We start from the raw sequence: 20,922 nt of genomic DNA, 5'->3' as shown, positions 1-20,922 counted from the left end.
GCCACACTAGCCCAGAAAGGATCAAATCTGGGCGGCGGTGCAACGGAGTCCGCCCGTTGTCTGGCCTCGAAGCTAATGCGTGCAGCATCCAATCTGACAATTCCCGATTATCGACGCTGAAATGACCGGTGCAGGGGTGCTTGGGTGAAGCGAGCCTCACCAAGCCCAATGTAATATTAAATCGGGAAGGCTCGCTTTGTCGTTAAGGGATTGCCTGTCGCCGACGGCTGTGGACTACCTGTGGATAACTGCCTGTGGCCGCGTGCCACCGCAACCAAGCCTGCTCGGCCTCTTGCCGGCGCCTAGCACAACCCCTGCATGATGAATTTGTAGATCGTGCCGATTTCGTCATCGATCTCTTGGCCGGGAATGCCTTGGGTTTCGGCCGCCCGTTTCGCCTCCACAGTCATATCGATCACCAGCAGCACTGGGTCGATGATCGGTTCATCCTGTAGATGGTCCGATATCCAGTGGTAGAGAAAGTCACTGCCGCGCTTGCTCATTCCTCCCGAAAATCCTGCAGCGAAGCATGGCGTAGGTCTTCCTCGCCGCGGAGATGCTTTACGCGGCCGATCAGCCCCGGCTTGACCCATTGCGTCGCCGGCCGCATCATGCCCTTGGGGGCCGCGCCTGCGTGGTCCTGGACACGTTGCCAGAGCCGTTCGCGCAATTCCCGGTTCAAGGTGATGAACGCCGACCGGGGCCCGCTGCTATCCTATGCGGCCAACTCTTCCCGTGCGTCCTGGCGCCCGCCTGTGGCCAGCCGCATGCACTGGCGGGCCATGCCGGGGGAAAGCCCTTCCTGCTTGTCGAGCCATGGGCCGAAATGACCACGCGACAATGACGCTTTGACAGCGATCAGGCGCCGGCCGATCGCGAGCTTTTGGTCAACGGACATGTGCCCGCCTGGCACCGCCCGCGGCTCTGCCGGTTCGCTTGCTGGCCTGTACGAGTTCGATGGCGACATCAGGGCGAGATAGGCGCGATCGAGCTCGGCCTTGGTGGCGTCGGGCAGTTTCATGAACTGCCGGGTCGTCATTCCACAGCCTGCGGCCAACACCGCGATATGACGCTTCAGCCCACGCAGCCGATTAATGCGCTGCGACTGCCACATGTTCGGCAACCGAAATACGCCGACGCCCTCGATCTCGACTTCGGTGAAGGGAGTCCGTGCAAGCATGCCGCGCCTCGCTGTGGAGAACGTGGCGGATATTGCATAAGTCTCGACTTATAGGCAAGTCGTCCAGCAGCGGCCGGGCCGCTCCAGCAGCTCGCGGCCACGGCTCGACCCACCTCGCGCTTGAGCAGATGAAGAGTCTGACAGAAAGGTAGGACTAAAGTCTTACACGACAGCCGCAAAGGTCTGGGGCTGATGCTTAGGTTCTACTAACGCCGTTTGGGAGTTCGATTTCTTAGGTTCGTCAAAATATATACGCACTCCGAACGGTCGGCCTTTAGGCATGTACGATCTAAATAAACATGTATACCTATTGAACTTTGTCAACTCTATACCAGCCTCTGGCAAAGTCTCTCCTATCAGTGAGGATGCATGAACGTCAGAAAAACACGTCAAGTCAGCTATATATAGCGGGATATGCTGCGAATATAGGTCATCTTTGCTGAATGCGGTACTTGCCGTAGGAGGAAAGAGCGTCTATTGTCTTTCGACGGGGGAATAGTTGCGGCAGAGCCGGGGTACTCTGCTATGTTTCGTGTATTGCGAAAATTCTGGAATGATCAACGCGGTATCGCGATGATCTTCGTGGCGATAATGTTTCCGGTTCTGATCGGTTTTTCAGTGCTGGCGATCGATATGGGCCGGCTCAACGGCCTTCACAACGACCTACAGAAGGGCATCGATGCGCTTGCAATTGCGATTGCCGGTGAACTGGACGGCAGGGCGGATTCGATCACCAGAGGCAATCTGGCCGCTGTAACTCTGCTAAACAACACAACCAAGTTTTCTACCGCAGACGATCACACACTCGCCCTGTCTGACGTGACCATTACCTATCTGACCGGACTACCCGCCAGCGACGACATCACTTTGACCGCTGCTGGTGTCGACGCCAACGGTGTCAACTGGGCAAGCACCGATCCCAAGGCTGTTTCGTTCGTAGAGGTCACCGTAAAAGCCTCTGGCTTGGCGGATGGTGCCGGCGCATTTGCGACGATCTTTCCGGCAAGCATGATTGGCAGCGCCAACACCATGGACATCCAGCCACAGGCCGTGGCCGGGTTCGTCCAGTCGATCTGCGAAACCGTGCCGATTTTCATGTGCAACCCGTTCGAGACGACAGTTCCCGCGACCAGCAAGACGATCCAACAGGCGTTTGCTTCAGGGGACACCTACAGCCGTGAGTTTCGTATTCTCAAGGTGGACTCGAACCCAGGCCCTGGCAATTTCGGGCTGATCGACAACAGTCTGACCTCGCTGCGCGACGCCCTGGCTACCGGTACCGCCGGCACTTGCTATCACCGCGATAAGCTCACCACGAAAACCGGCGTCACCTTGGGCCAGGTCAATGCTGGGCTCAACGTCCGCTTCGACATCTACAGTTCCTCGCTGAAGAAGAATGACAAGGACTGGCAATACCGACCTGCGAGCAATGTGCGCAAAGGAGCCAGCAAAACCAGCAATTGCAACAAATTCACCGCCGCTACAGATGGTCCGCCGCCGACGGCCATGGGTCTCCCGCCCGGCGCCAATTATGACAGCTCGAAGGGGATGACCGACAAAATTGGGGCCCAGAGTTTTTGGAGCAGTTACTGGAGCATAAATCACAATGGTGCTGCATACCCCAACGTCCCGAGCACTACCAACCCGACCGGAAGCATGACAGCCCCTGCATCACGGTACGACGTCTATAAGTACGAGATTTCCCATAACATCGTGGGTGATAAGTCGCCGAACCCATCGAAGGAATCGGGCGTTCCAGCCTGCTTCAAGGGAACGACGCCGACACCGGATCCCGATCGCCGGTTGCTCAACATGGCGATCGTCAACTGCGTCGCCAACCAGGCCAAGATCAATGGCCATACCCAGCTCAAGCCTGATGGCTATGCCAGGGTCTTCATAAACAGCCCAGTCCAGAAGCAGGACAACAGCAAGGACGATGAGGACTCCACGGCCAACGAGAAGCCTATCAGCCTGGAGATCGTCGACGTAGATGGAGGGTTTGCCAACAACACCCTTCTCGACAAAGCATTCCGCAACGAAGCCCAGCTGTATCGATGAGAGCCATCGCCAGTTAGGTTGGCCTTGGCGTTCGCTTAGATCGCTGTTCATTAGCAGTGTCTAAATGTTTTCGATGTAAAGTGGGGCATGGACAATCTGCTAGACGACCTTGAGCATATTCTGACAGCCCCGCGAAGAAGTCTGCGGGACCGTTATTGGGGACTGTTTCTTCTGGCGGCTGTAGCCGGTGCAATCGCTACCACCACCGCGGTCGAGGTACGATTGTGGCTCCAGCCAAAAGCGGAATCTATCGTCATCGAGGACGCCACCACTTCACAACCGAACTTGCCGAAGCCCGCCGATTATCGGACATGGCGTAGGGCGTAGCAGTTCTCGAAGTGCTAGCCCAAGCCAAAGCGCGTTTCCGCTGGCCGCTCTCCTGCATCGCCGAAGTGCCCGTGCGTCCTGGCTCGCGCCGGTGGCCAGCGGTGCAGGACCCAAGTTCCCGATCCTGCGAGGGTGACGCAATTGCGGTATGCTGGTTTGCTCCTTTCGGCAGCTATTCGGCCGGCGCTGGCGTAGGGCGCTGTTCTGAGAGTTTGATGAGCCTTGCCCTTGGGTCAGTGCCTGCGCAGCACGGAAGCGCTCCAGCGCGGCCGCCTGTTCGTCCTCACGTGCCTTCCGATACACCTCGGGCAGCGGTTGCCAGTGTTTTGGCTTCAGCTTCATGCACCATTTAGGCCGGCGATGTCCCCAGTGCTCGATCGCAACGAGATCCGAGCCGTCGAACCAGCGACTCAGGTTCAATTTGGCGAAGTGCAAGACACGCGCCGCCCACCAGACCCGATCGATCTCGAGGTCGACCGGGCCCTCTTTCCATGGCGTCCAGCCGCGGCCAGGCCGTTCGGTTAGCGCGCTGTCCCGCATGCATAGACTCGCTCCCTGATTGGCCGCACTCTGTCGCCCGCAAGCGGCCAGTTGGCGAAAGGCGAGACGATATGCCGAAAGCGGTCATCATCGCTCTGGGTGTGCTGATCCTGGTGGCGGCGCTTGGCTCGCTGCTCGCCACATTGAGCGGCATTCTCTACTATCAGGAGAAGGCTGGAAACGGATATTTTTGCCGCTAATTCACCGGTACCGGGACGTTCACGACAACCAGCTATGCGGAGACCGGCTGCCCGCAATTGATCAGCGTAGACCGGTAGAATGGCAGGCATTCATGCCCTCGCGGGCGGGTTGAAATAACGGGATATATCCTCCGGATAGCGTCCGTCGATTGGATGAGGCTATGGTTAAGCCGCCGAAATTCCGTGACAAATCAGGTAGTTACCCCTGTGCGACTAGGCGCCGAAGTTTTCGTGGTTAACGATCCGTTAAAATCCCTTTGACTCCGTATATTAGCAGGAACAGATTTAATGCCGGGACTGGGGGATGAGCACCTACAGGGGCACCTCTGTCCAGGGTAAGGGTGTAACAGGGGTAATCACATGAAGAAGTTCATCAAGCAGTTTCGCGACGACGAATCCGGCGCCGCGATGGTCGAATACTCCATTCTCGTCGGCATCATCGCCGCCGTTTCGCTGCTCGCAATCCTGGCGATCGGCGGCTGGGTCGGTGATCAGTTCACTGGTCTCTGCCACAACCTTAACACCAAGGGTGTCACGGCTGGTGGCGGCACCGGCGGCGATTGCACTCCGTAACAGCGCGCCCTGAACCCGGCGCGCTTGCGATAGATGGGTTGGGGACTTACTCTTTGGAGGTTTTGCCCCTCCAGACTATCGGCCTAGAGAAGGGTCGGCGTTCGTAGCGCCGGCCCTTTTTCATATCCAACTCGCTGCTGCGACGCGTTTCGTGGTGCTGCCTGTTGATGAAAAACCGATGTCGTTGGTGAAGGCGCTAAATTCGGTCGTCAGCCCGGATGCTAGCGCAATCCTTGCCGTCTCGATGGTGATCTGCGCATCGCGTGTGACCGTGTCTGTTCCATTGTAGGAAACCGTGTTGTCCTCGGAGCTCGAGTTGGAGCAACCGACCTCGATGATGAAGCCCTTGTCCCTGATCTCCACATCCGGCGCTACGATTGCTCCCGCTGCCGTTGCAGTATTGCTGGCTGCGTCGACCTCGGCCTGCCGGAAAGGCCGCATGTCATAGATCCCGCCCGCTATGCGCGTTGTTACGCCGTTCATCGTGATCGCAACCGTGCGGTCGTGCCGGTCGGCCATGGCAGCCGGTAGATGGCGCAGCCGCCCTGGCTGCCACTGTTTCTGAGGTGCACCAGTGTCGCGGCATTGCCGTCGACCAAGACGCTTGACGGCGTGCGCTGGCTGCCTGACTCCCATCCGAAGGCGATGACGAGTTGCCGCGAGGCATTGGCTGTACCGAGCGATTTGCCGGCGAAACTGAACGGGCCGGCGCTGTCGGTTCCGTCCGAGAAGGTATCAGCCAGCACAGGAGCGTAGGGCGTGAAGCCCACCGCTCCTGCAAAGGATACCCCAGCGATGTCGAAACTGGAGTTGATGCCGGTGGTGAAGGTGATGTCGCGGGTATCGTTGTCCTCCGTCGTCAGGCAGGACGCAGAGATGTAGTTACGAACGCCAGCCCGCTCGTCATCTTCGACAATAGTATCCGTGCCGTTGTAGGTTGTCGTCACGCCGGCAGCAGTGTCGACCAGGGTGGCAAGAAAAAAGCCACCGTTTACGACCGCCAAATTGTTGAGCGTCAGCGTGGCAACCGAGCCGCTACCCACATGCGCCTGGTCGCGATCGATCAACAGCAAACTCGGAATGGTCGACCTATAGAGGGAAACGACGCATTCGCTCGCCGTCACGTTCAATGTCACGACAATCGTGGCTGTCGTGCCGGTTGGGACATCGGCGACATAGATCGAAGCACGCCTATCGGTCGATCCGTTTGCTTCCTGAGCCAGTTTGGCCGTAACGCCCCCGATTACGACGGATGTGATCGTCAGGGCGCCACCGCCGGCACTGGCAGCGCCAACGTTGGCGAAGATCTTCCGGCTCGCGTCCGCCGCGCCGATCGCGACGCTGGAGAAGGTGAACGTCGAGGCGTCAACGGTATCGGAAACAGTGCCGAGGTAGAAAGCCAGCACCGGCGGCGCTGCGGCGGATGCTTTCGCGCCAAAGCCGATCAGTTGATTGACCCTAAACGGCATTAGCGCTTTCCTCCCTCAGGGCGGTTTCAAGCGCCGCGATATCGTCCTGATGAATATCGAAGGTCTCGATCGAGTATCCCGAGAGCCAAGCCAGAAAGTCATCCCATGCCGCCAGATCAAATCGTCGACTGCCAACCGATGCGGCGTCGATGCGGGGTATGAATCCGACTTCGGGGAGGCTCATCGGCGGACCCTCTCCTCGTCGTCCAGCGGCTGGTCGCGAGCGACCGGACATTCCCCGCCAGGCGTGCGGCTAGGGTCGAGCAGCGAGCCATAGACCCAGGGCGACCGCCAATTCTGGCTGTTGAGCCCAGCGACGCAGGCGCCGACATAGGCCAGGTCGAACATGGGCCTGGACTTGCGATCCTCGGCGGCAAGTTGATGCCTGGCCTGCAACATCGCCGCAGCGGTCAGTCGAGCCTCTGGGCTCCAAGAAACAGCGCCGCAAATTTCGATCAGCTTGGTGACGTCGCTGAGGTCGAGCACGGTATCCAGTTCGCGCCGCACGACGGCAAGCCGCGCCTCGCTTTGGGAATCGTGCAGGCCGACGCCGCGGTGCTCGCCGATCGTCGGGATTCGGTCATCCTCGCTTTTCATCGCTTGCCGCCCTTTCATCGCTTGCCGCCATTCAAAAGCGTCAACGCGCGCGCCGAAATCCGATCATTCTCGGCCCCGTCGCCGGCATCCTTCTTGCGGCCTCCCTGTGCAGCAGCGCCTTAGCCGCAGCGAGTCGGGCCGAAGCCGGCGCTGAGGTGTCACTCGCAATCTGACGAAGCACGGTGAGCGGGTCGACAGCGTCGATATCCACGCCTTTGAGCGCCTTTGCCGATGCCGTGGATCGGGTTGGCCGGCCCCGTTTTGCCATTGAAATTCAACCTTCCTGATTTTCTAGACATTCATCGGCGCGCGCACCTGGAGTCTCCGTGACTCCGGAGCTGTCTGGGCACCCGTTTCGCTTTTCGATTCTCGACCACCCCCCTGGTCTGGTGCAATGGTCGGCGACGGCCGCCGCCGTCCTGGGTTCGACAGCCGTCGCCATAGTCGATGCGTGCGGGGCGGAACGCATCGGCATTCACTGCAACCGTGTATCGGGAGGCGCGACCTGAACCTTCGCGGAGAAATGGTGGAGCAGCGTGACGTAGAGCTTGCGCCGTTCCACCTTGTTCAGATCGCGGCCGAGTACCTGCCGGAGCTTCGGCTCGAAGTGCTTCAGATTCAGCGCCACCAACTCGTCAACCTCGGCGGCGGCCTCGGCGGGGATCCACATCTCATCCATCCGTAGGCACCTCCTGGCTGGCTTCGGCAGGCGCGTGAGCGCGTTCCCAGAGTTCCCGTTCGCGTTCGGCACGGCGGGCTATCTCTGCGAGATGCGCTTCGGCCTTGCGTTCGCTGAAAAGCTTGCGGAAGAGCGCCTCGATAAAGGCCGCCTTCCGCGCCTTGAATTCCTGTCGCTCTGCTTCAGTCATTGCGCGCCATCCCGTCCTTTTTTGACAGCCAACGTGAATCTATCGCCGTTGAAGGAACCGCTGCACTCGACATCGCAGTGCCACAGCGAACCGCCGCGGCTGACCATGTCGCCTGGCAGATAAGTCCGCGTATGGTCGTGGACCCCGCGGTAGATCGGCACCCTCGTCTGGCTGCGTGTTTCGAGGAGTATGCGGCCTTCCCTCGCCCAGCGCCTGACGACGAACCGACCGTCGTCTTCGAGCTCCCCTCCAACACGTCGACTAGCCGCGACTCGAGTTCTGCGAGCTTGGTGACGGCGTCTATGAATTCGCCTTAGCCCTCCAGTTTTTCGGTTCTGGTGATGCGACCGGCGCCGTCCCATCCGACGACGTTCGTCACGCTCTTCACGACACGGGATTTGAGCTCAAGGTCCACGATGCGATGCTCGACCTCGCCGAATTTTCGACCTCTAAGGCTTTCGTTTCCACGTCTGCCAGACGCTGTTGCAGCCCGGCTGAGGTGCTGCCCTGAAGGGCGGCGACGTCGACCAGTCGCTGCTCAAGGTCGCGGACGCGTTGATCTGACTCCAGGCTGGCGACGCGCTGCTCAATGGCCGCGCGGGCGTTCGCCCTTAGCGCAGCCACATCCGACACCCGCTGCTCAAGATCGGCGACCTGTGGCCCGAGGGGATGAGCCTCGAGTTCGGAAACACGCGATTCCAACTGCTCTGATTTGCTCGCCCCGATTGCAGCAATGTCGGTAAGGCGCCGCTCAGAATAGTTGAACCGCGTTTCGGCCACGCTCTCAATGATCTGGACGCGGTCTTCTAGTTCCATGAACCTGTGAGGTTCCCAAAAGAGCGCTGCCAGGGCTTCAGCTCTCACGATCAGGAGGCTCTCGAGGTCGACTTCGCTATCAGGCGAAAAGCCATCTTCGGAAGCATTTTTGGCGAGCATGTCGACGCAGTAGTGGTCGAACGCCTGCCGTCGCTCGTCGAGGAGTTCATCGTTGCCCGCCAAGCGAGCACCCTTCGGATACTCAGGTTGCGCGAGGCCCTTTATTGACCATTCTGCCATCGCCTTCGGTGCCGGTTCGTCCGACTTGTTCGTGTATAGATCGACGTTGTTTTCGATCTGGAATTGCCGCGCCATGAGGTGCAGGCGCTCGTTCTCGACGACCTTCAGCGCCTGCTTCAATACCGTCGTCAGGGTTTCGTCGCTGGTGTCGCTGTTGAAACGCGGAAGCTTGGCTTGGGCTTTCGCCCGAGCCTTGTCCAACTCAGTAAGTCGGCCCTTGATCTTCCCGAGTTCGATCGCCTTCGCGTCGACGACTATCGGCTGGATTACTTGCGCCGGGAGCACTTCGGAAGCGGGCGGTTTCGGCTTGCGTTTGGCCATGTCGGTCCGTTCAGGCGATTTTGGGAATCATACCTGTTTCGGAAATTGCGCGGCGTGACAGCGTCACACTTTCGAAGACCTGCGGAGACGTCGCCGCGGCAACCCATTTCTCGGCCGCCTCTCGGATCGCTGCGCGGTCTTCTGACTGGTTACGGCCAAAGTAGCCGGCGAGCACCAGGAAGGCCGAGAGGTTCACCTGGTCGATGTCGAGCACGAGCGGCATGGTGCCTTGGCGCTGCCGCTGCCTATGACGCCGCATGCATTCGGCGCCGCTCACTTGCCTAAGGCCTGACAGCGATCTGACGGGGAGGACGTCAAGAATTCGATTACAAGCAAGGCGCCGACCGGTCGGCTCCGTTCCTTCGCTAAGCCGTAACAATTTGCGTTTTGTACGGTCGGCGCTGGCGACGGTGCTGCGATTTTGGACCTCGCCCCCCTCATGGTCATCGGCCGACGCTGCGGCGAGCAACCGTAGCTCGACGGCAGGGAACCAACCGCCTCGCCATGTGTTAGCACTTCATGATGTACACCTTGGAACCCCACGGTCACGGGATAGCGGCCGACCTTCTGACCTTGGAAATGGCTAGGGCCAGGCAGCGCGTTTCCCGAGCGAAACTCGCCCTCGAAAGCGCCGAAGAAATGCTGGACGAGGACTGTGGCGTTGCCGTCAATCTCGCGCTTTGCGGCCGGATACGAGCCGGGCAACGGCGTGTGACCGAAGCAAGATCGCGCATGACGAAGATCGTTCCAACAAGCGCGCATTGAGGATTTGGCGCCATGATGTTGTTCGAACCGCTCAACTCTGACGGACACAAGCGCAGCGTGATTTACCATGCCGCTCGGTTGACGATGATCCACGAACGAATGCTGAAGCGCTTCGATAAGGTCGGCGAAGCGGCCGACAAGGTCCAGGCAGCAGCGGAAACACTCGCCGAGACTGTTCGGCCCGCCGGAAGCATTGAGACGCTCGGCATGTGATTCCGTCCCCGCGACGGCGAGCCATTTGCTCATGGCAACCACCCGGCGACGACGTGTGACAGGCTGTAGCCAACTGTGACGGAACCTACACAGCCGGGAGATGGTTTCCCTTGCCTGTAGCTCAAACCAGCATAGCGAGGTTGTTCCGTGATCCCGAACCCGAACTTTGACGTGAAAGCGGATGATGAGGAGCGCATCCACCGCACCGAGGTCGCTCTCGAACGCACAGAAAAAATGCTTGCCGAAAATCTCGCGTTGCGGACTAGGATACGAACTGCGGTGGAGGCGGCAGACCGCTTGGTGAAGATCGACCCCGACACCCGCTGAGTCCGGCCATTGGTCGGTGCGATAGGCTCTCATCACATGCCCGCCTTAGCTTTGGCGCGCCGGTCTTCTGCAGATGCCAGCCGCTTCTGCCATCGACATGGTCATGACGTTCGGCTCTCTCGCGCGCGTAAGCGCTAACTCTTCTTCCTTTCTATCCGGAGCAGAACTTTCTGATGCTGATGCTAATGCTGATGGCCATTGGCAAAACGATACGTCTGCCATCGTATCCGATGCGGTTGCCATGTTTGTGCCATTGGCAAGCGCATTGGTCCTGCTATCGATTTGTCATCTCGCTTCGGCGCCTTTCTTGCCGGCAGTCACCTTCCTTTCGCGCTTGGAAGCGGCCTCAGATCGCTCTTCGTCAAGGCGACGAAGGCCATCCGACATCAATGGACCGATGGTCTTGGCGACTGCCTGCCACCTCTCGGGATCGATGCCACTGACACGCATTAGACGAGCTTCGTCACGAGGCAGGCTGCCATGCTGCCAGTAGTGGCGGCGCAACCGCTCATAGGCGCCGAACTCCTCGGCCGTAAGGTGGCCGGTGAGAGCCGTCTCGGTGCCGATATAGACTTTCATCGATGCAACATCGGTCATGCCGCCCTCCAGCCCGAAAGGATTGTCTGAAGGGATTCGAGCTCGGCCGCGTTCACTGTTTCACAGCGCGCCCAGGCTTCCGGCTCTATCAGCCCTTTGATCTCCTGCTCCACACACTCGCGAAGAACGCGCGGATCCATGGCATCAAGTTCGAAGCAATGATGCGCGTGGTTGCGAATGAACCAGCGGTAGCGTTTATCGCTTTTCTTGTCCGACGCCGGGAAGTAGGGGAGTCCCAACGGTCATCGCTGATGCGTGAGGCCAAACTGTTGAATCCGAGGCACTAGAGCCGCACGAACAACTAATCCGCCTTATCTCGCCTCTTAATCAAGCCCGCCGTGAGCTTCCTTGGAACCGAATCGGGGTTCGCAGCTTCTTAGCATTCCCGAAGCACGCATAAGGCGCGCCTAATGTTCAGTGACAAAGAAACACGTTTTTTAGAAGCGGGGCTGATCGCTGCCGTGCCGCTTTCAATTCTGATCGCGGTGGCGATGGTTAGCCTCACGTTCGGATGGTTTGGATGAGCACACGCGGCAACCGACTTCCTCGACAAGTGGATTTCAAACAACGTCCCCAAAACGGCTGGTGCAGATGTCATCTCGGTTGCCGAACTGACCCAGAAGCTTTTCGCCGATGCCAAGGCCGTAGGCATCAGCAGCAACGAGATCGAGGAAGACACGGGCAGCGTTTATGAAGCGATCCTGGATGCAATTGTCCACCATGACGCCGGCGTTAGCGGAAGCCGCCGGCTTGATGGAACATTAGCGGTTTCGAATAGTTGATTTAGCGCTTCGGATGCCGCTGCTTGGCTCCGTCGCAAGGCTGGTGGGCAAACATCAGCAGGGCCCGCGTCATCTGGTCCCCTCCGTGGCGCGGGCCCCCTCTGGGTCGAGACTAAGGGCAAAGAAGCAACGGCGGCCCATGCCTGAACCACAGTTGCCGCGACGCCGATGCCAGCAATAATAAGACCGACAATTGCCAGGCGGCGCTCAAAATCCGTGAATCGCTTCTCGGTAATGAGCCGCTTGCCGTCCCAGAACATTTCGTTCGTCTTCTCGTCGATCCCGATAAGCCCCTATCCGGAGATACTGACGGGGGTTACCTTGTCGGGCCAGTCTGGCGGCCGCGGCGGCACAACATTTTGGGCGAAGCGCTTCTTACGCAGGACGTCCCAGTTGATGTAGTTGACGCCGTCTTTGAAAGTGCTGACCTGCTCATTTTCCATGCGAGCCCCCTTTTTGCTTCGCTTGGCAAGCGTGTCACGAGCGAGGCAACAGCTTGCGCATTATGATCGACATGCGTCCTTCCGCGCCATAGGACGCAGGCTTGCGATCGACAATCTCAAAACCGTGCTTGCGGTAGAAGGCGAGCGCCCGATCGTTGCCCTCAAGCACTTCTAGCGCGATGCTCGGGATGCCGACATGGGCCGCAAGAACGGCGTGAAGGATGTCGGCCGCCAACCCGGATCCGAACTCACTTTTTTCTATGTGCAGGCGGTCGAGCATGACGTCGCCTTCCGCATCCATCTCAGCCATCGCATAGCCGGCGAGAGACCCATCCGGCCTTTCCGCAACGAACGCCATCTTGTTGGTGTCCGCCAGTTCCTCCAGGAGCCGCTGCGGGGCATGATGGACGTCCGAAATCTTGGCCGTTTCCGCCAGACCTGCGATAGGCCCATATGTGCGGTGCCAGGACTCGCCAAGCAGCTTCGATACGGCAGGGACGTCCTGTTCGGTCATGGCTCTAATTCGCATCGCTTCACTCGTCGTCTCTGGGTTTACTGAGCCTCACGCTTTCTCGGGGCAAAGGTCAAACGATCCCTTCATCGGGGCCACAGGGAAGCGCCAGGACGCACGCCAGACTCTTCGGTCGGCTTCCCCCGATACCGGACCGCCACCGCCTCCCTGATCGGCGTCTCCGCCATGTGGATCTCGGATATCCTGGTCAAATTCATCGTGCGGAAGTTCAAGCCGACAACGGACGTTTTGAAAATTCCGCGACTCCGATTCGCCCTATTCAGAAGACCAGTTAACTCGTGTATGTCATTGAATTGTCGCTGGCGCCGCCAGACTTGCGAATGCTGAGAGGAAATCGTCACATGACAAGATTTCTGGTTGCTGACGCCGCAGAAAATTTCCAATTTTGGCCGAACCTTCCGCTCATGAGAGCATTCGGTTGCGTCTGCGCACTTCTCGGCGTTCTGTTGCTCACAACGGGTTCCACCTTCGCGGCCGATTCCTCCGTCGTCGCGCCTGGTGCAAAGTTGGAAAAATTGGGCGAAGGTTATGGATACACCGAAGGTCCGGCAGCGGATGTTGATGGCAACGTATTCTTCACCGACGACCCGAACGATCGTATCGTTAAGTGGAGCGCGGTAGACGGGAAATTCTCCGACTGGCTCAAGCCAGCGGGACGCGCGAATGGAACTTACTTCGACAAGGTCGGCAATCTCATCGCCGTCGCCCCCGATAAGGGCGAACTATGGTCCATTGCGCCCGACAAGAAGGTTACGGTGCTGGTGACGAACTTCGACGGCAAGGTGTTCAACGGCCCGAATGACTTGTGGATTCGTCCGGACGGCGGCATCTATTTTACCGACCCTGATTTCGATTCATATCACGACCGCAGCACGCGGGTGGAGGGCCAAAACGTCTACTTCGTCACGCCCGACCACAAGACCGTCACGCGTGTCACGACCGACCTGATGAAACCCAACGGCATCATTGGCACGCCCGACGGCAAGTTGCTTTACGTGGGGGACTACGGCGCGAGTAGGACCTATGCCTACGATATCCAGCCAGATGGCGAGCTCACGAACAAACGCGTCTTCTGCAAACTCGGTTCTGACGGCATGACCATCGATTCTAAGGGCAACGTCTATCTCACCCAGATTGGTGTGGCTGTATTCGATCAAACGGGAAAGAGGATCGAACAAATCGACGTACCCGAGACGACGACAAACGTGACCTTTGGTGGCAAAGATAACGATCTGCTCTTTATCACCGCCACCGGCAGTGTTTACGGTCTCAGGATGAGGGTGAAGGGGGCGCGCTAGAAGCCCGTCCAGAAATCGTACTGCAAGACCATTGCCGACACCCTGGCCGCCCGCGAAACGATGTACGTCAATTGCGAGCATCCGGCGTGCTGCAAAATGACAAAGCTCGACATCCAGGCGCTGATAGACAAGCTCGGCCCCGATCACGGGTCCATGCATTGGGACCTGGTCGCGCTGTTTGGCTGCTCGTCGTGCAGGGCCGCTGGCCGCGATCGGCGCCCGGTGTTTTTCACAGTCATTCCTGATTACGAAGGCATCAACGCGAGACGCAACCGCGACTGGAAGCCGACGTTCGAGAGGGACGGTTAGGGGGACTTTAGTTTAGTTGAGCTACCGCTAATGTGCCTATAGTTTAGGCAGAGCGGGAGGGGACGTCCGATCCAAACCCGCAGTGGCCGGTGTGTCCGTAGAGCCCCAAAGAGCCCCAGCTGCACCGGCCATTACTCTACGGCTTGGGGGACGAGATGAACGACAAGCCAGCCACAACCTACATCGTCAGCGTGTTCGAGAAGCCGCATTGGCGGACAGTGCCGACGACGAAAGACAAGGAAAAGGCGTTCGCCCTAGCAAAGGAGATTGGCGACAAGGTGAGGGTCGAAGAGATCACGCCGAAGGTGAAACGGCGGTAGTGAAGATTGTGAGAAGTCTAGCCCTTACTACCACCGTCATTGCATCGATAGCGGCAGCTATCGTGCTGACCTTTATGGCAGCTAAAAGATTTGAGCTACGGCGCCCAAATCCGATCGAGGCTCATATCGAGAGGAACATCTGAGGCGCGTGCCCGACTACAATTGCCCCCACTCTCACGACCAGCATCGCGCGAGCTTCGCCCCCGTAAGGGCGCGCTCCTAGTATCCTTGGAAGTCGAGATTTCCGCGGAGCTTTGGATAGTACGCTCTATCGTCCTGGATAACTGCAGTATCCTGCTTGTATGTCCCATTGGGATCGGCGGGATCATGCGAACGGCTGATTGCCCATCCCCGGCGCGTGGAAAAACAGGCGGCTGTCATCGCCCATATTCTTAGCCGTTGCGTCCACGACGCAATGCGCAAAAATTCGTCTGTGGTACTTATCTACTGGAGAGAATGAAGCGAGCGTTCCAAATTCAGTGACCCATACATATTTCGGCAACTCGGTTGAGCGAGCGATTAGCTTCGTAGATTCCGTAAGGTTATTTCTCAGGATGCGGTGTTTGTACTTCCACCCGTACGTGAGGTATGTCCTAGCGATAACCGTATTTGCCGCAATTCCGCCAGTGAATTGGTCGCCAAGCGCTTCAGATTGGCCGAGGTTCTTTGAGTATTGCTTTTTGATATCAGGTAGCCGCTTCAGTGATCCCTACAGTGGAAATCCATGGGCCCTTATGCCGGGCGTGAAAATGACGGCTTGCCGTCCAAATCGCCGCTTGGGCGCAGGCACCTATCCGTTGATCTTGCTGCGTCATCGGAAGAGCATTTACTGAAAACTCTGCACCGAGAATGTGAGCTTCGTACGTTGCTCGTACCAACGTGTGATGTTCGTAGCCTGCTGGCGGATCTGGCGTTTGCAACACTGCTTGCGCCAGAGGTGCCTCATGGATGGTCGAAGCACAACGTATCCGAGGTAGTCAGGTTGGCGTTCGTGCAGTTGGATCGCCAATTGCGTAGCCGAAGCCAGGCTTATGACCGGGGACAGATCTCCACGAAAGAAATGGGCTCTCTTACACAGCTTTGTGTGTCGTTTGAAAAGGCGCGCATAATAGGCAGCGAACGCCTCGGTGAAATCGCGGTCGAGGTATTCGTCCTCGACCAAGACACTCTCCGCACCGAGAGCGCGAAGATGGCGCACGATGTTGCCCGTGATGTTCGGGTTTGCCTGTCCAGCCTGGAGAATTTCCGTTATCTGCGTCCAGCCGGTTGCGTCCAGCAAAATTGCTGATATCGCCATTCGCGGGTTGGCCCTCCCCTAGCCGCACCGACCATATGCTATTCACCCAACCAAAAGGTGCCCGCTCTTCTGCTCGGCCGTTCGCATATTCGCATCGATTTTTTTGAGAACTTCTCGCGTTTCCGGAGAAATCTTCGTGTTCAGAGGCGGGATCGGGCGCAACCCCGGCTTCTCCTGCGCACGCTGCGCCGAATCATCTATTTTCTTCATTTCCATGGCTGGCTCCCGGCTTCCGACCCCCTAAGTTGTTGATGCGACTCCCAATTCCAAGCTCTGCGCTATCCGTGAGGCAGCGGGCCATCGTTTCGCGTGCGAAATGGATCAGGCTCGGCCGGGCGCGTGGTTGACGGCGGCTTTGGTCTCATCCGCCACGCCGCGGTCCAACAACTCCCGCACCGGCTTTAGGATATCCATGGCGTAGATCAGGACGTAGCCGATCGAGGCCATATCTTTCTCGTCGACGTTGGACGGGTCCGCTTCATGGCGCAGATAGCCAGCCGGGCCACCCGCATAAGGTCTAGAGCATGGTCGAGTTCGTCGACCGCTTCGGAACCGGGATATTTCGGGTTGAGCGCGATCATAGCCCCGACCTCACGAGAACTTCCTGAGATTCCAGATCATCGGGCCACATAATTGTTTCGCCATGGTCTCCTGGACAGTACCCCTCCAAGTGACCACCGCACTCGTCGTCGCAGTTGTCGAGCTCCAGGTCGGTCGTGTTGCCGTGCGAGAGGTTTGGCGCGGTGCCAGACAGGAATTACTGCCCGCCGCGATGTCCCCAGCCAAGCGACGGCTCGTCGTCGGCCGTATCTTCAAGGTCGCAATCGACTTCCATCAGGTCAAGGGCTGTGATCAGCGACATGGCACGGTCCAGGAGGTCGTTCAGGCGCTTCTCGACCGACTGGCGCCATTCGCGCGGGTCCATGCCCTTGGCATGCCAAGGGGCTTCAGAATGGACGTATGGGCGTTCATGATGCCCGACTCCTATCCTGAACGATCAGGGCAAACCCGTGCTCATGGTCGACGGTAACCCGCCAACTGCCGTGGATTTTCGTCATTGAATGCGCCAGCACATTGGCCTGCTTTTGCACCGCCTCTGCAGGAGTAGGCCGCTCGTCCAAATTCTCGAATTCGATCGGGTGCGCTCTGGAGCCGGCGGCGTGACGTGCGCTTTCCATGCGCCGCCGATGTCAGCATTCCATTCGTTCATCGCGTCTGCCAGTTCTCTGGCGAGGCGCCTCACGCGCTCCGCTATGTGTTCCTGCGGTTGGGTAGCGGGAAGCGTCGAAGCCGCTCCCAAAGCGGTAGTAGCGACTATGCCGGGAACAGACGCGATCGCGCTAACAAATAGGCCGCGACGAGAGAACCTCCCAACGATCGGGCCTTCAGTCTGGTCAGAAAATCGGTGCATTATCCAGTCTCCTTCGGTTGCGGTTTCCTTGGGAAACGCATTGGGAAGGAGGCAAACGGCGCCGACAACTATTCTATAAAATCAATCCGTTAGGCGAGAAATCTGGCGGAGAGGGAGGGATTCGAACCCCCGATGGGCTTGCACCCATGCCGCATTTCGAGTGCGGTGCATTCGACCACTCTGCCACCTCTCCGCGGTCATGGTCGGCCGTTGCCGGCGCGGCGCACTAGATAACGGCTGAATGGGCAGGTTACAAGGCCAATCCGCGAGTTATTTGGCTTCCTGGACAAGCGGTGGATTTGCACTGGTGTCTGCGGTCGAGCCCGAACGGATGTCCGTGCACCCGACGCAGCTTGCCTCCCGACGACGGCAACGCCGTGCGATCATGTCGACATGGCGAGATGCTTGCCGAGCTAATAACCGCCTCGGCAACGGCTTCGCCTTGACTTGCACCCAACCTTCGGTTAGGGACAGCGCGCAATCGGCGTGGAGGTTTCTTCCGCGCCGCTTGTTTTTTGAACCCGCAGACTGACAAAAAGACGGCCGAACCGCCAGAGGCGGTTCATCAAGGCCGACCGAACAGCGAAAGGCAAAAAATGTTCGCAGTCATTAAAACGGGTGGCAAGCAGTATCGCGTTGCCGCCAACGATCTCCTGAAGATCGAAAAAGTCGAAGCCAACGTCGGCGATATGGTCGAGATCGGGCACGTTCTCGCGCATGGCGAGGGCGAGAATGTCACGTTCGGCGCGCCGTTCGTCGATGGCGCGGTGGTCACCGCCGAGGTCGTCGAGCAGGGCAAGAACCGCACCGTCATCGCTTTCAAGAAGCGCCGCCGGCAGAATTCGCGCCGCAAGATCGGCCATCGCCAGCTTTTGACCACCGTGCGGATCTCCGAGATCCTGCTGGGTGGCGCCAAGCCGACGAAGACGGCAGCCGTCAAGGCGCCGAAGAAGGAAGCCAAGGCAGAGGCCGTCACCGAAGCGAAGGCGGAAGCCGCGCCGAAGAAGGAACCCAAGGCCAAGGCCGCCGAGACCGCGGCAGCGCCGCTGTTCAAGGCGCCGAAGGGCGAGCCGGACGACCTGACCGTGATCAAGGGCATCGGCCCGGTCGCTGCCAAGGACCTCGCCGAGCAGGGCATCATCACCTTCGCCCAGCTCGCCAAGCTGACCGACAAGGATGTCGCCAAGATCGACGAGCACATGCCCTTCAGCGCCGACCAGATCAAGGACTGGCGCGAGCAGGCCAAGGAATTGGCGGCGAAATAATCTTCTGGCGATAAGGTCGCCGGAATCGGACTTGAAACGGAACGCGAACGCGTTCATAAGGCCTTTTAGGCGCCTTGCGGCGCAACGGAGTTAGTTAGATGGCACACAAGAAAGCTGGCGGCTCGTCGCGCAACGGTCGCGACTCGCATTCCAAGCGTCTGGGCGTGAAGAAGTTCGGCGGCGAAGCCGTCATCCCGGGCAACATCATCATTCGTCAACGCGGCACGACCTGGCATCCCGGCGTCAATGTCGGCATGGGCACGGACCATACCCTTTTCGCGCTCGAGACCGGCGCCGTGACGTTCAACAAAAAAGCCAACGGCCGAACCTACGTATCGGTCAACCCGATTGCCAAAGCCGCGGAGTAGCCGGTTCCGCACTAGAACACCGGCGCCCATCTCGGGAACCGGTGTCTGGCAAAGCCAGGAAAAGGATCAGGGGAGATGGGTTTCCATCTCCCCTTTTTCTTGGCCTGGAGGACTTTCACATGGTTGCCGAAGCGGAAGACACCGAAGACGAAAGTTACGCGATAGACTGCCCGGTCCTGGTCACCGAGCGGCTGGTGATGCGGGCGCCCCGCGAAGACGACATCCCGCAACTGGTCGAACTTGCCGACAACCGTCATGTCGCCGAAATGCTGGCCCGCATGCCGCATCCCTATGGCGAAGCCGAGGGACGCGCCTTCCTTGCCATGACCAAGTCGCGCCGTGCCGGCATCGCCTATGCCTTGACGCTGGCCGGCACCGACACCTTTGTCGGCTGCGCCGGTCTCAACACCACCGATCGCGGGCTGGAACTCGGCTACTGGATCGGCGAGCCGCACTGGAAGAAGGGCTATGCGACCGAAGCTGCCCATGCGCTGGTCGACCTCGCCTTCCAGAAGACGTCGATCCAGGTGCTGCATGCCTCGACGCGAGTCATCAATCCGGCCTCGCGCCGGGTGATCCACAAGTGCGGCTTCCAGTATGCCGGCCAGGGCATGTTGAACTCGATCGTCGCCGGCCAGGTGCCGGTCGAGCGCTACCGCCTCGACCGGAAGACCTGGACCAGCCTCAGGAACTGGGTGCATTTTTGAGGTGTATCGATATTCAGGTGAGGCCGGCCTGCGAATGGCGGTTTCCTGCGCTTCCGGTGCTCACGTACTTTAAGTACGCTCCGCTCCGGTTCTCGGAAGCCACCATTCTCGGGTCGGCCTGACCTGAATCTCGACGCACCTCGCGTCACATCGAAATCACAGGTTTGAAAAAGTCAGCCTAGTTCGACCCACACCGGAAGGTGGTCCGAACCGACGGCTTGCCGGTCGACCCACAGACGCTTCAGCGATTTGGCCAGCGAAGCGCTGGTGAAGACATAGTCGATGCGCTTGTGGCGGCTGGCGTTGGCGGGCTGTTTGGGGTCGACCCAGCTGACCAGATCGTCGCCGTTGACGTTGAGGCGCAAGGCGGCATCGACGGCAAAGTCGGCGGTCAACGGCATGCCGAATTCGTGGTCGGGCCGGCCGGCGAGTTCGACATATTCGGGTGAGCCGGCCAGCATGTTGAAATCGCCCATGCCGACGAAGGCTTCGGGGTGCGGCAATTCCGGCAGGCCGATCTCGGCGACGCCGGACAAGGCGCCGCCTTCGAGCGCATAGTTCAGCAGGCGTCGGCGCAGGAATTGAATCTGGCTGGCGCGTTCGACCGGGCTGCGGTGATCGAGATGGATGGAATAGAAGCGGATGAAACCCAACGGCGTCTCGATCAGCGCTTCCAGCGCGCCGCGCTGGAAATTCATCATCTCGAAGCTGCGGCTGCGCGGCAAAAGCAGGTTGCGCGACAGATGAATGGGCGTCTTCGACAGCACCATATTGCCGAGCTGGAAGGTCGTGGTGATGGCGCGGCCGTTGTCGATGCGCGAGCCGATATTGGCCTCGAAATTGCTGCCATAGACGGCGAAATAGTCGGGCAGTGCCTCGCCGATCTCGGCGACCATGTCGCGGCCGCCATTCCGGGGATTGTTGCGGGTGACCTCCTGCAGCGCGATCACGTCGGCGCCGCGCACGGCGTCAGTGATGCGACCGACATCGTACTGCCCATCGAGGCCGATGCCGTACTGGACGTTGTAGGTTACAAGCTTCATTCCGACATCTCTCCAGCCGGTCCCAAGCGGCCATTGTCATAAAACGGCCTCGCCC

Annotated in this window: 32 protein-coding genes and 1 tRNA gene; 10 read left to right on the top strand and 23 right to left on the bottom strand. The window is 59.1% G+C overall.

What is annotated here, in order from left to right; translation table 11 throughout:
• Positions 1-302: 302 nt before the first annotated feature.
• From AC0ZT5_RS12555 to AC0ZT5_RS12545, 3 genes are read right to left on the bottom strand one after another with little or no spacing between them, the layout of a single operon-like run.
• Positions 303-503 carry a hypothetical protein gene (locus AC0ZT5_RS12555; protein ID WP_488496686.1) on the bottom strand — a complete coding sequence of 67 codons (201 nt, stop codon included), beginning with the start codon at positions 501-503 and terminating at the stop codon, positions 303-305.
• Positions 500-682: a hypothetical protein gene (locus AC0ZT5_RS12550; RefSeq protein WP_488496685.1), complete on the bottom strand. Its 183-nt coding sequence runs from the start codon at positions 680-682 to the stop codon at positions 500-502. Before AC0ZT5_RS12550 ends, AC0ZT5_RS12555 begins: the two co-directional genes overlap by 4 nt.
• A 33-nt stretch (positions 683-715) precedes the next feature.
• Positions 716-1,180, bottom strand: coding sequence for a hypothetical protein (locus tag AC0ZT5_RS12545; protein WP_488496684.1), 465 nt, complete (start codon positions 1,178-1,180; stop codon positions 716-718).
• A 525-nt stretch (positions 1,181-1,705) separates the two neighbouring features.
• Between AC0ZT5_RS12545 and AC0ZT5_RS12540 the strand changes: the two genes are divergently transcribed.
• The 3 genes from AC0ZT5_RS12540 to AC0ZT5_RS12530 all read left to right on the top strand — a co-directional run bounded on the left by AC0ZT5_RS12540 (position 1,706) and on the right by AC0ZT5_RS12530 (position 4,878).
• On the top strand, positions 1,706-3,238 hold the full coding sequence (locus AC0ZT5_RS12540) for a TadE/TadG family type IV pilus assembly protein (protein ID WP_488496683.1): 1,533 nt from the start codon (positions 1,706-1,708) through the stop codon (positions 3,236-3,238).
• 938 nt (positions 3,239-4,176) lie between these two features.
• Positions 4,177-4,305: a hypothetical protein gene (locus AC0ZT5_RS12535; RefSeq protein ID WP_488496682.1), complete on the top strand. Its 129-nt coding sequence runs from the start codon at positions 4,177-4,179 to the stop codon at positions 4,303-4,305.
• Between the two features lie 360 nt (positions 4,306-4,665).
• Positions 4,666-4,878 carry a Flp family type IVb pilin gene (locus AC0ZT5_RS12530; RefSeq protein ID WP_488496681.1) on the top strand — a complete coding sequence of 71 codons (213 nt, stop codon included), beginning with the start codon at positions 4,666-4,668 and terminating at the stop codon, positions 4,876-4,878.
• Positions 4,879-4,998: 120 nt separating this feature from the next.
• Here AC0ZT5_RS12530 and AC0ZT5_RS12525 read toward each other — a convergent pair whose 3' ends face one another.
• The 9 genes from AC0ZT5_RS12525 to AC0ZT5_RS12485 all read right to left on the bottom strand — a co-directional run bounded on the left by AC0ZT5_RS12525 (position 4,999) and on the right by AC0ZT5_RS12485 (position 10,201).
• Entirely contained in the window at positions 4,999-5,361 is a 363-nt protein-coding gene (locus tag AC0ZT5_RS12525) for a hypothetical protein (RefSeq protein WP_488496680.1), read from the bottom strand.
• Positions 5,358-6,347, bottom strand: a complete 990-nt coding sequence (locus tag AC0ZT5_RS12520; RefSeq protein WP_488496679.1) for a hypothetical protein — start codon at positions 6,345-6,347, stop codon at positions 5,358-5,360. The genes AC0ZT5_RS12525 and AC0ZT5_RS12520 overlap by 4 nt, the downstream gene beginning before the upstream one ends.
• Positions 6,337-6,531 carry a hypothetical protein gene (locus AC0ZT5_RS12515; RefSeq protein WP_488496678.1) on the bottom strand — a complete coding sequence of 65 codons (195 nt, stop codon included), beginning with the start codon at positions 6,529-6,531 and terminating at the stop codon, positions 6,337-6,339. The genes AC0ZT5_RS12520 and AC0ZT5_RS12515 overlap by 11 nt, the downstream gene beginning before the upstream one ends.
• On the bottom strand, positions 6,528-6,944 hold the full coding sequence (locus AC0ZT5_RS12510; protein WP_488496677.1) for a hypothetical protein: 417 nt from the start codon (positions 6,942-6,944) through the stop codon (positions 6,528-6,530). Before AC0ZT5_RS12510 ends, AC0ZT5_RS12515 begins: the two co-directional genes overlap by 4 nt.
• 475 nt (positions 6,945-7,419) lie before the next feature.
• Positions 7,420-7,623 carry a hypothetical protein gene (locus tag AC0ZT5_RS12505; RefSeq protein WP_488496676.1) on the bottom strand — a complete coding sequence of 68 codons (204 nt, stop codon included), beginning with the start codon at positions 7,621-7,623 and terminating at the stop codon, positions 7,420-7,422.
• Complete coding sequence (locus AC0ZT5_RS12500) at positions 7,616-7,813, bottom strand: hypothetical protein (protein WP_488496675.1); 198 nt, start codon at positions 7,811-7,813, stop codon at positions 7,616-7,618. The genes AC0ZT5_RS12505 and AC0ZT5_RS12500 overlap by 8 nt, the downstream gene beginning before the upstream one ends.
• Before the next feature lie 384 nt (positions 7,814-8,197).
• Positions 8,198-9,190 carry a hypothetical protein gene (locus tag AC0ZT5_RS12495; RefSeq protein WP_488496674.1) on the bottom strand — a complete coding sequence of 331 codons (993 nt, stop codon included), beginning with the start codon at positions 9,188-9,190 and terminating at the stop codon, positions 8,198-8,200.
• Between the two features lie 10 nt (positions 9,191-9,200).
• A complete protein-coding gene (locus AC0ZT5_RS12490) occupies positions 9,201-9,413 on the bottom strand; it encodes a hypothetical protein (RefSeq protein WP_488496673.1) in 213 nt (70 codons plus the stop codon).
• A 50-nt stretch (positions 9,414-9,463) separates the two neighbouring features.
• Positions 9,464-10,201 carry a hypothetical protein gene (locus tag AC0ZT5_RS12485; RefSeq protein WP_488496672.1) on the bottom strand — a complete coding sequence of 246 codons (738 nt, stop codon included), beginning with the start codon at positions 10,199-10,201 and terminating at the stop codon, positions 9,464-9,466.
• A 114-nt stretch (positions 10,202-10,315) separates the two neighbouring features.
• Between AC0ZT5_RS12485 and AC0ZT5_RS12480 the strand changes: the two genes are divergently transcribed.
• Positions 10,316-10,495 (top strand): hypothetical protein, encoded by a 180-nt coding sequence (locus AC0ZT5_RS12480; RefSeq protein WP_488496671.1) that lies wholly within the window; start codon positions 10,316-10,318, stop codon positions 10,493-10,495.
• A gap of 285 nt (positions 10,496-10,780) precedes the next feature.
• Here the strand turns inward: AC0ZT5_RS12480 and AC0ZT5_RS12475 are convergent, their stop codons facing one another.
• From AC0ZT5_RS12475 to AC0ZT5_RS12455, 5 genes are all read right to left on the bottom strand, one after another.
• Positions 10,781-11,092: a DUF1376 domain-containing protein gene (locus tag AC0ZT5_RS12475; RefSeq protein ID WP_488496670.1), complete on the bottom strand. Its 312-nt coding sequence runs from the start codon at positions 11,090-11,092 to the stop codon at positions 10,781-10,783.
• Positions 11,089-11,331 carry a hypothetical protein gene (locus AC0ZT5_RS12470; RefSeq protein ID WP_488496669.1) on the bottom strand — a complete coding sequence of 81 codons (243 nt, stop codon included), beginning with the start codon at positions 11,329-11,331 and terminating at the stop codon, positions 11,089-11,091. Before AC0ZT5_RS12470 ends, AC0ZT5_RS12475 begins: the two co-directional genes overlap by 4 nt.
• A gap of 321 nt (positions 11,332-11,652) precedes the next feature.
• Complete coding sequence (locus AC0ZT5_RS12465; protein WP_488496668.1) at positions 11,653-11,814, bottom strand: hypothetical protein; 162 nt, start codon at positions 11,812-11,814, stop codon at positions 11,653-11,655.
• A 353-nt stretch (positions 11,815-12,167) separates the two neighbouring features.
• Positions 12,168-12,317 (bottom strand): hypothetical protein, encoded by a 150-nt coding sequence (locus AC0ZT5_RS12460; RefSeq protein WP_488496667.1) that lies wholly within the window; start codon positions 12,315-12,317, stop codon positions 12,168-12,170.
• Positions 12,318-12,351: 34 nt separating this feature from the next.
• Positions 12,352-12,831, bottom strand: coding sequence for a GNAT family N-acetyltransferase (locus AC0ZT5_RS12455; RefSeq protein ID WP_488496666.1), 480 nt, complete (start codon positions 12,829-12,831; stop codon positions 12,352-12,354).
• A gap of 359 nt (positions 12,832-13,190) precedes the next feature.
• Here AC0ZT5_RS12455 and AC0ZT5_RS12450 point away from each other — a divergent pair, with 359 nt between their 5' ends.
• The 3 genes from AC0ZT5_RS12450 to AC0ZT5_RS12440 all read left to right on the top strand — a co-directional run bounded on the left by AC0ZT5_RS12450 (position 13,191) and on the right by AC0ZT5_RS12440 (position 14,776).
• Positions 13,191-14,147: an SMP-30/gluconolactonase/LRE family protein gene (locus AC0ZT5_RS12450; protein ID WP_488496665.1), complete on the top strand. Its 957-nt coding sequence runs from the start codon at positions 13,191-13,193 to the stop codon at positions 14,145-14,147.
• Positions 14,148-14,243: 96 nt separating this feature from the next.
• Positions 14,244-14,456 (top strand): hypothetical protein, encoded by a 213-nt coding sequence (locus tag AC0ZT5_RS12445; RefSeq protein ID WP_488496664.1) that lies wholly within the window; start codon positions 14,244-14,246, stop codon positions 14,454-14,456.
• A 155-nt stretch (positions 14,457-14,611) separates the two neighbouring features.
• Positions 14,612-14,776: a hypothetical protein gene (locus tag AC0ZT5_RS12440; RefSeq protein WP_488496663.1), complete on the top strand. Its 165-nt coding sequence runs from the start codon at positions 14,612-14,614 to the stop codon at positions 14,774-14,776.
• An 826-nt stretch (positions 14,777-15,602) separates the two neighbouring features.
• Here the strand turns inward: AC0ZT5_RS12440 and AC0ZT5_RS12435 are convergent.
• From AC0ZT5_RS12435 to AC0ZT5_RS12415, 5 genes are all read right to left on the bottom strand, one after another.
• On the bottom strand, positions 15,603-16,073 hold the full coding sequence (locus tag AC0ZT5_RS12435; RefSeq protein WP_488496662.1) for a hypothetical protein: 471 nt from the start codon (positions 16,071-16,073) through the stop codon (positions 15,603-15,605).
• A 42-nt stretch (positions 16,074-16,115) separates the two neighbouring features.
• Complete coding sequence (locus AC0ZT5_RS12430; RefSeq protein WP_488496661.1) at positions 16,116-16,289, bottom strand: hypothetical protein; 174 nt, start codon at positions 16,287-16,289, stop codon at positions 16,116-16,118.
• A 105-nt stretch (positions 16,290-16,394) separates the two neighbouring features.
• On the bottom strand, positions 16,395-16,520 hold the full coding sequence (locus AC0ZT5_RS12425; RefSeq protein WP_488496660.1) for a hypothetical protein: 126 nt from the start codon (positions 16,518-16,520) through the stop codon (positions 16,395-16,397).
• Between the two features lie 310 nt (positions 16,521-16,830).
• Positions 16,831-16,998 carry a hypothetical protein gene (locus tag AC0ZT5_RS12420; RefSeq protein WP_488496659.1) on the bottom strand — a complete coding sequence of 56 codons (168 nt, stop codon included), beginning with the start codon at positions 16,996-16,998 and terminating at the stop codon, positions 16,831-16,833.
• Positions 16,999-17,587: 589 nt separating this feature from the next.
• Positions 17,588-17,677 (bottom strand) — tRNA-Ser (locus AC0ZT5_RS12415).
• A gap of 403 nt (positions 17,678-18,080) precedes the next feature.
• On the opposite strand from AC0ZT5_RS12415, the gene AC0ZT5_RS12410 reads away from it, so the two are divergent.
• From AC0ZT5_RS12410 to AC0ZT5_RS12400, 3 genes are all read left to right on the top strand, one after another.
• Positions 18,081-18,749 (top strand): 50S ribosomal protein L21, encoded by a 669-nt coding sequence (locus AC0ZT5_RS12410; RefSeq protein ID WP_481828107.1) that lies wholly within the window; start codon positions 18,081-18,083, stop codon positions 18,747-18,749.
• 98 nt (positions 18,750-18,847) lie between these two features.
• Complete coding sequence (gene rpmA / locus AC0ZT5_RS12405; RefSeq protein WP_013529063.1) at positions 18,848-19,117, top strand: 50S ribosomal protein L27; 270 nt, start codon at positions 18,848-18,850, stop codon at positions 19,115-19,117.
• A 119-nt stretch (positions 19,118-19,236) separates the two neighbouring features.
• On the top strand, positions 19,237-19,824 hold the full coding sequence (locus tag AC0ZT5_RS12400) for a GNAT family N-acetyltransferase (protein WP_477284755.1): 588 nt from the start codon (positions 19,237-19,239) through the stop codon (positions 19,822-19,824).
• 173 nt (positions 19,825-19,997) lie between these two features.
• Here the strand turns inward: AC0ZT5_RS12400 and AC0ZT5_RS12395 are convergent, their stop codons facing one another.
• On the bottom strand, positions 19,998-20,867 hold the full coding sequence (locus AC0ZT5_RS12395; RefSeq protein WP_488496658.1) for an endonuclease/exonuclease/phosphatase family protein: 870 nt from the start codon (positions 20,865-20,867) through the stop codon (positions 19,998-20,000).
• Positions 20,868-20,922: the final 55 nt, after the last annotated feature.

Source organism: Mesorhizobium sp. CNPSo 4670 (genome assembly GCF_057784235.1).
Note: the sequence above shows the minus strand (reverse complement) of the source record. Positions and strands in the feature narration are given on the sequence as shown.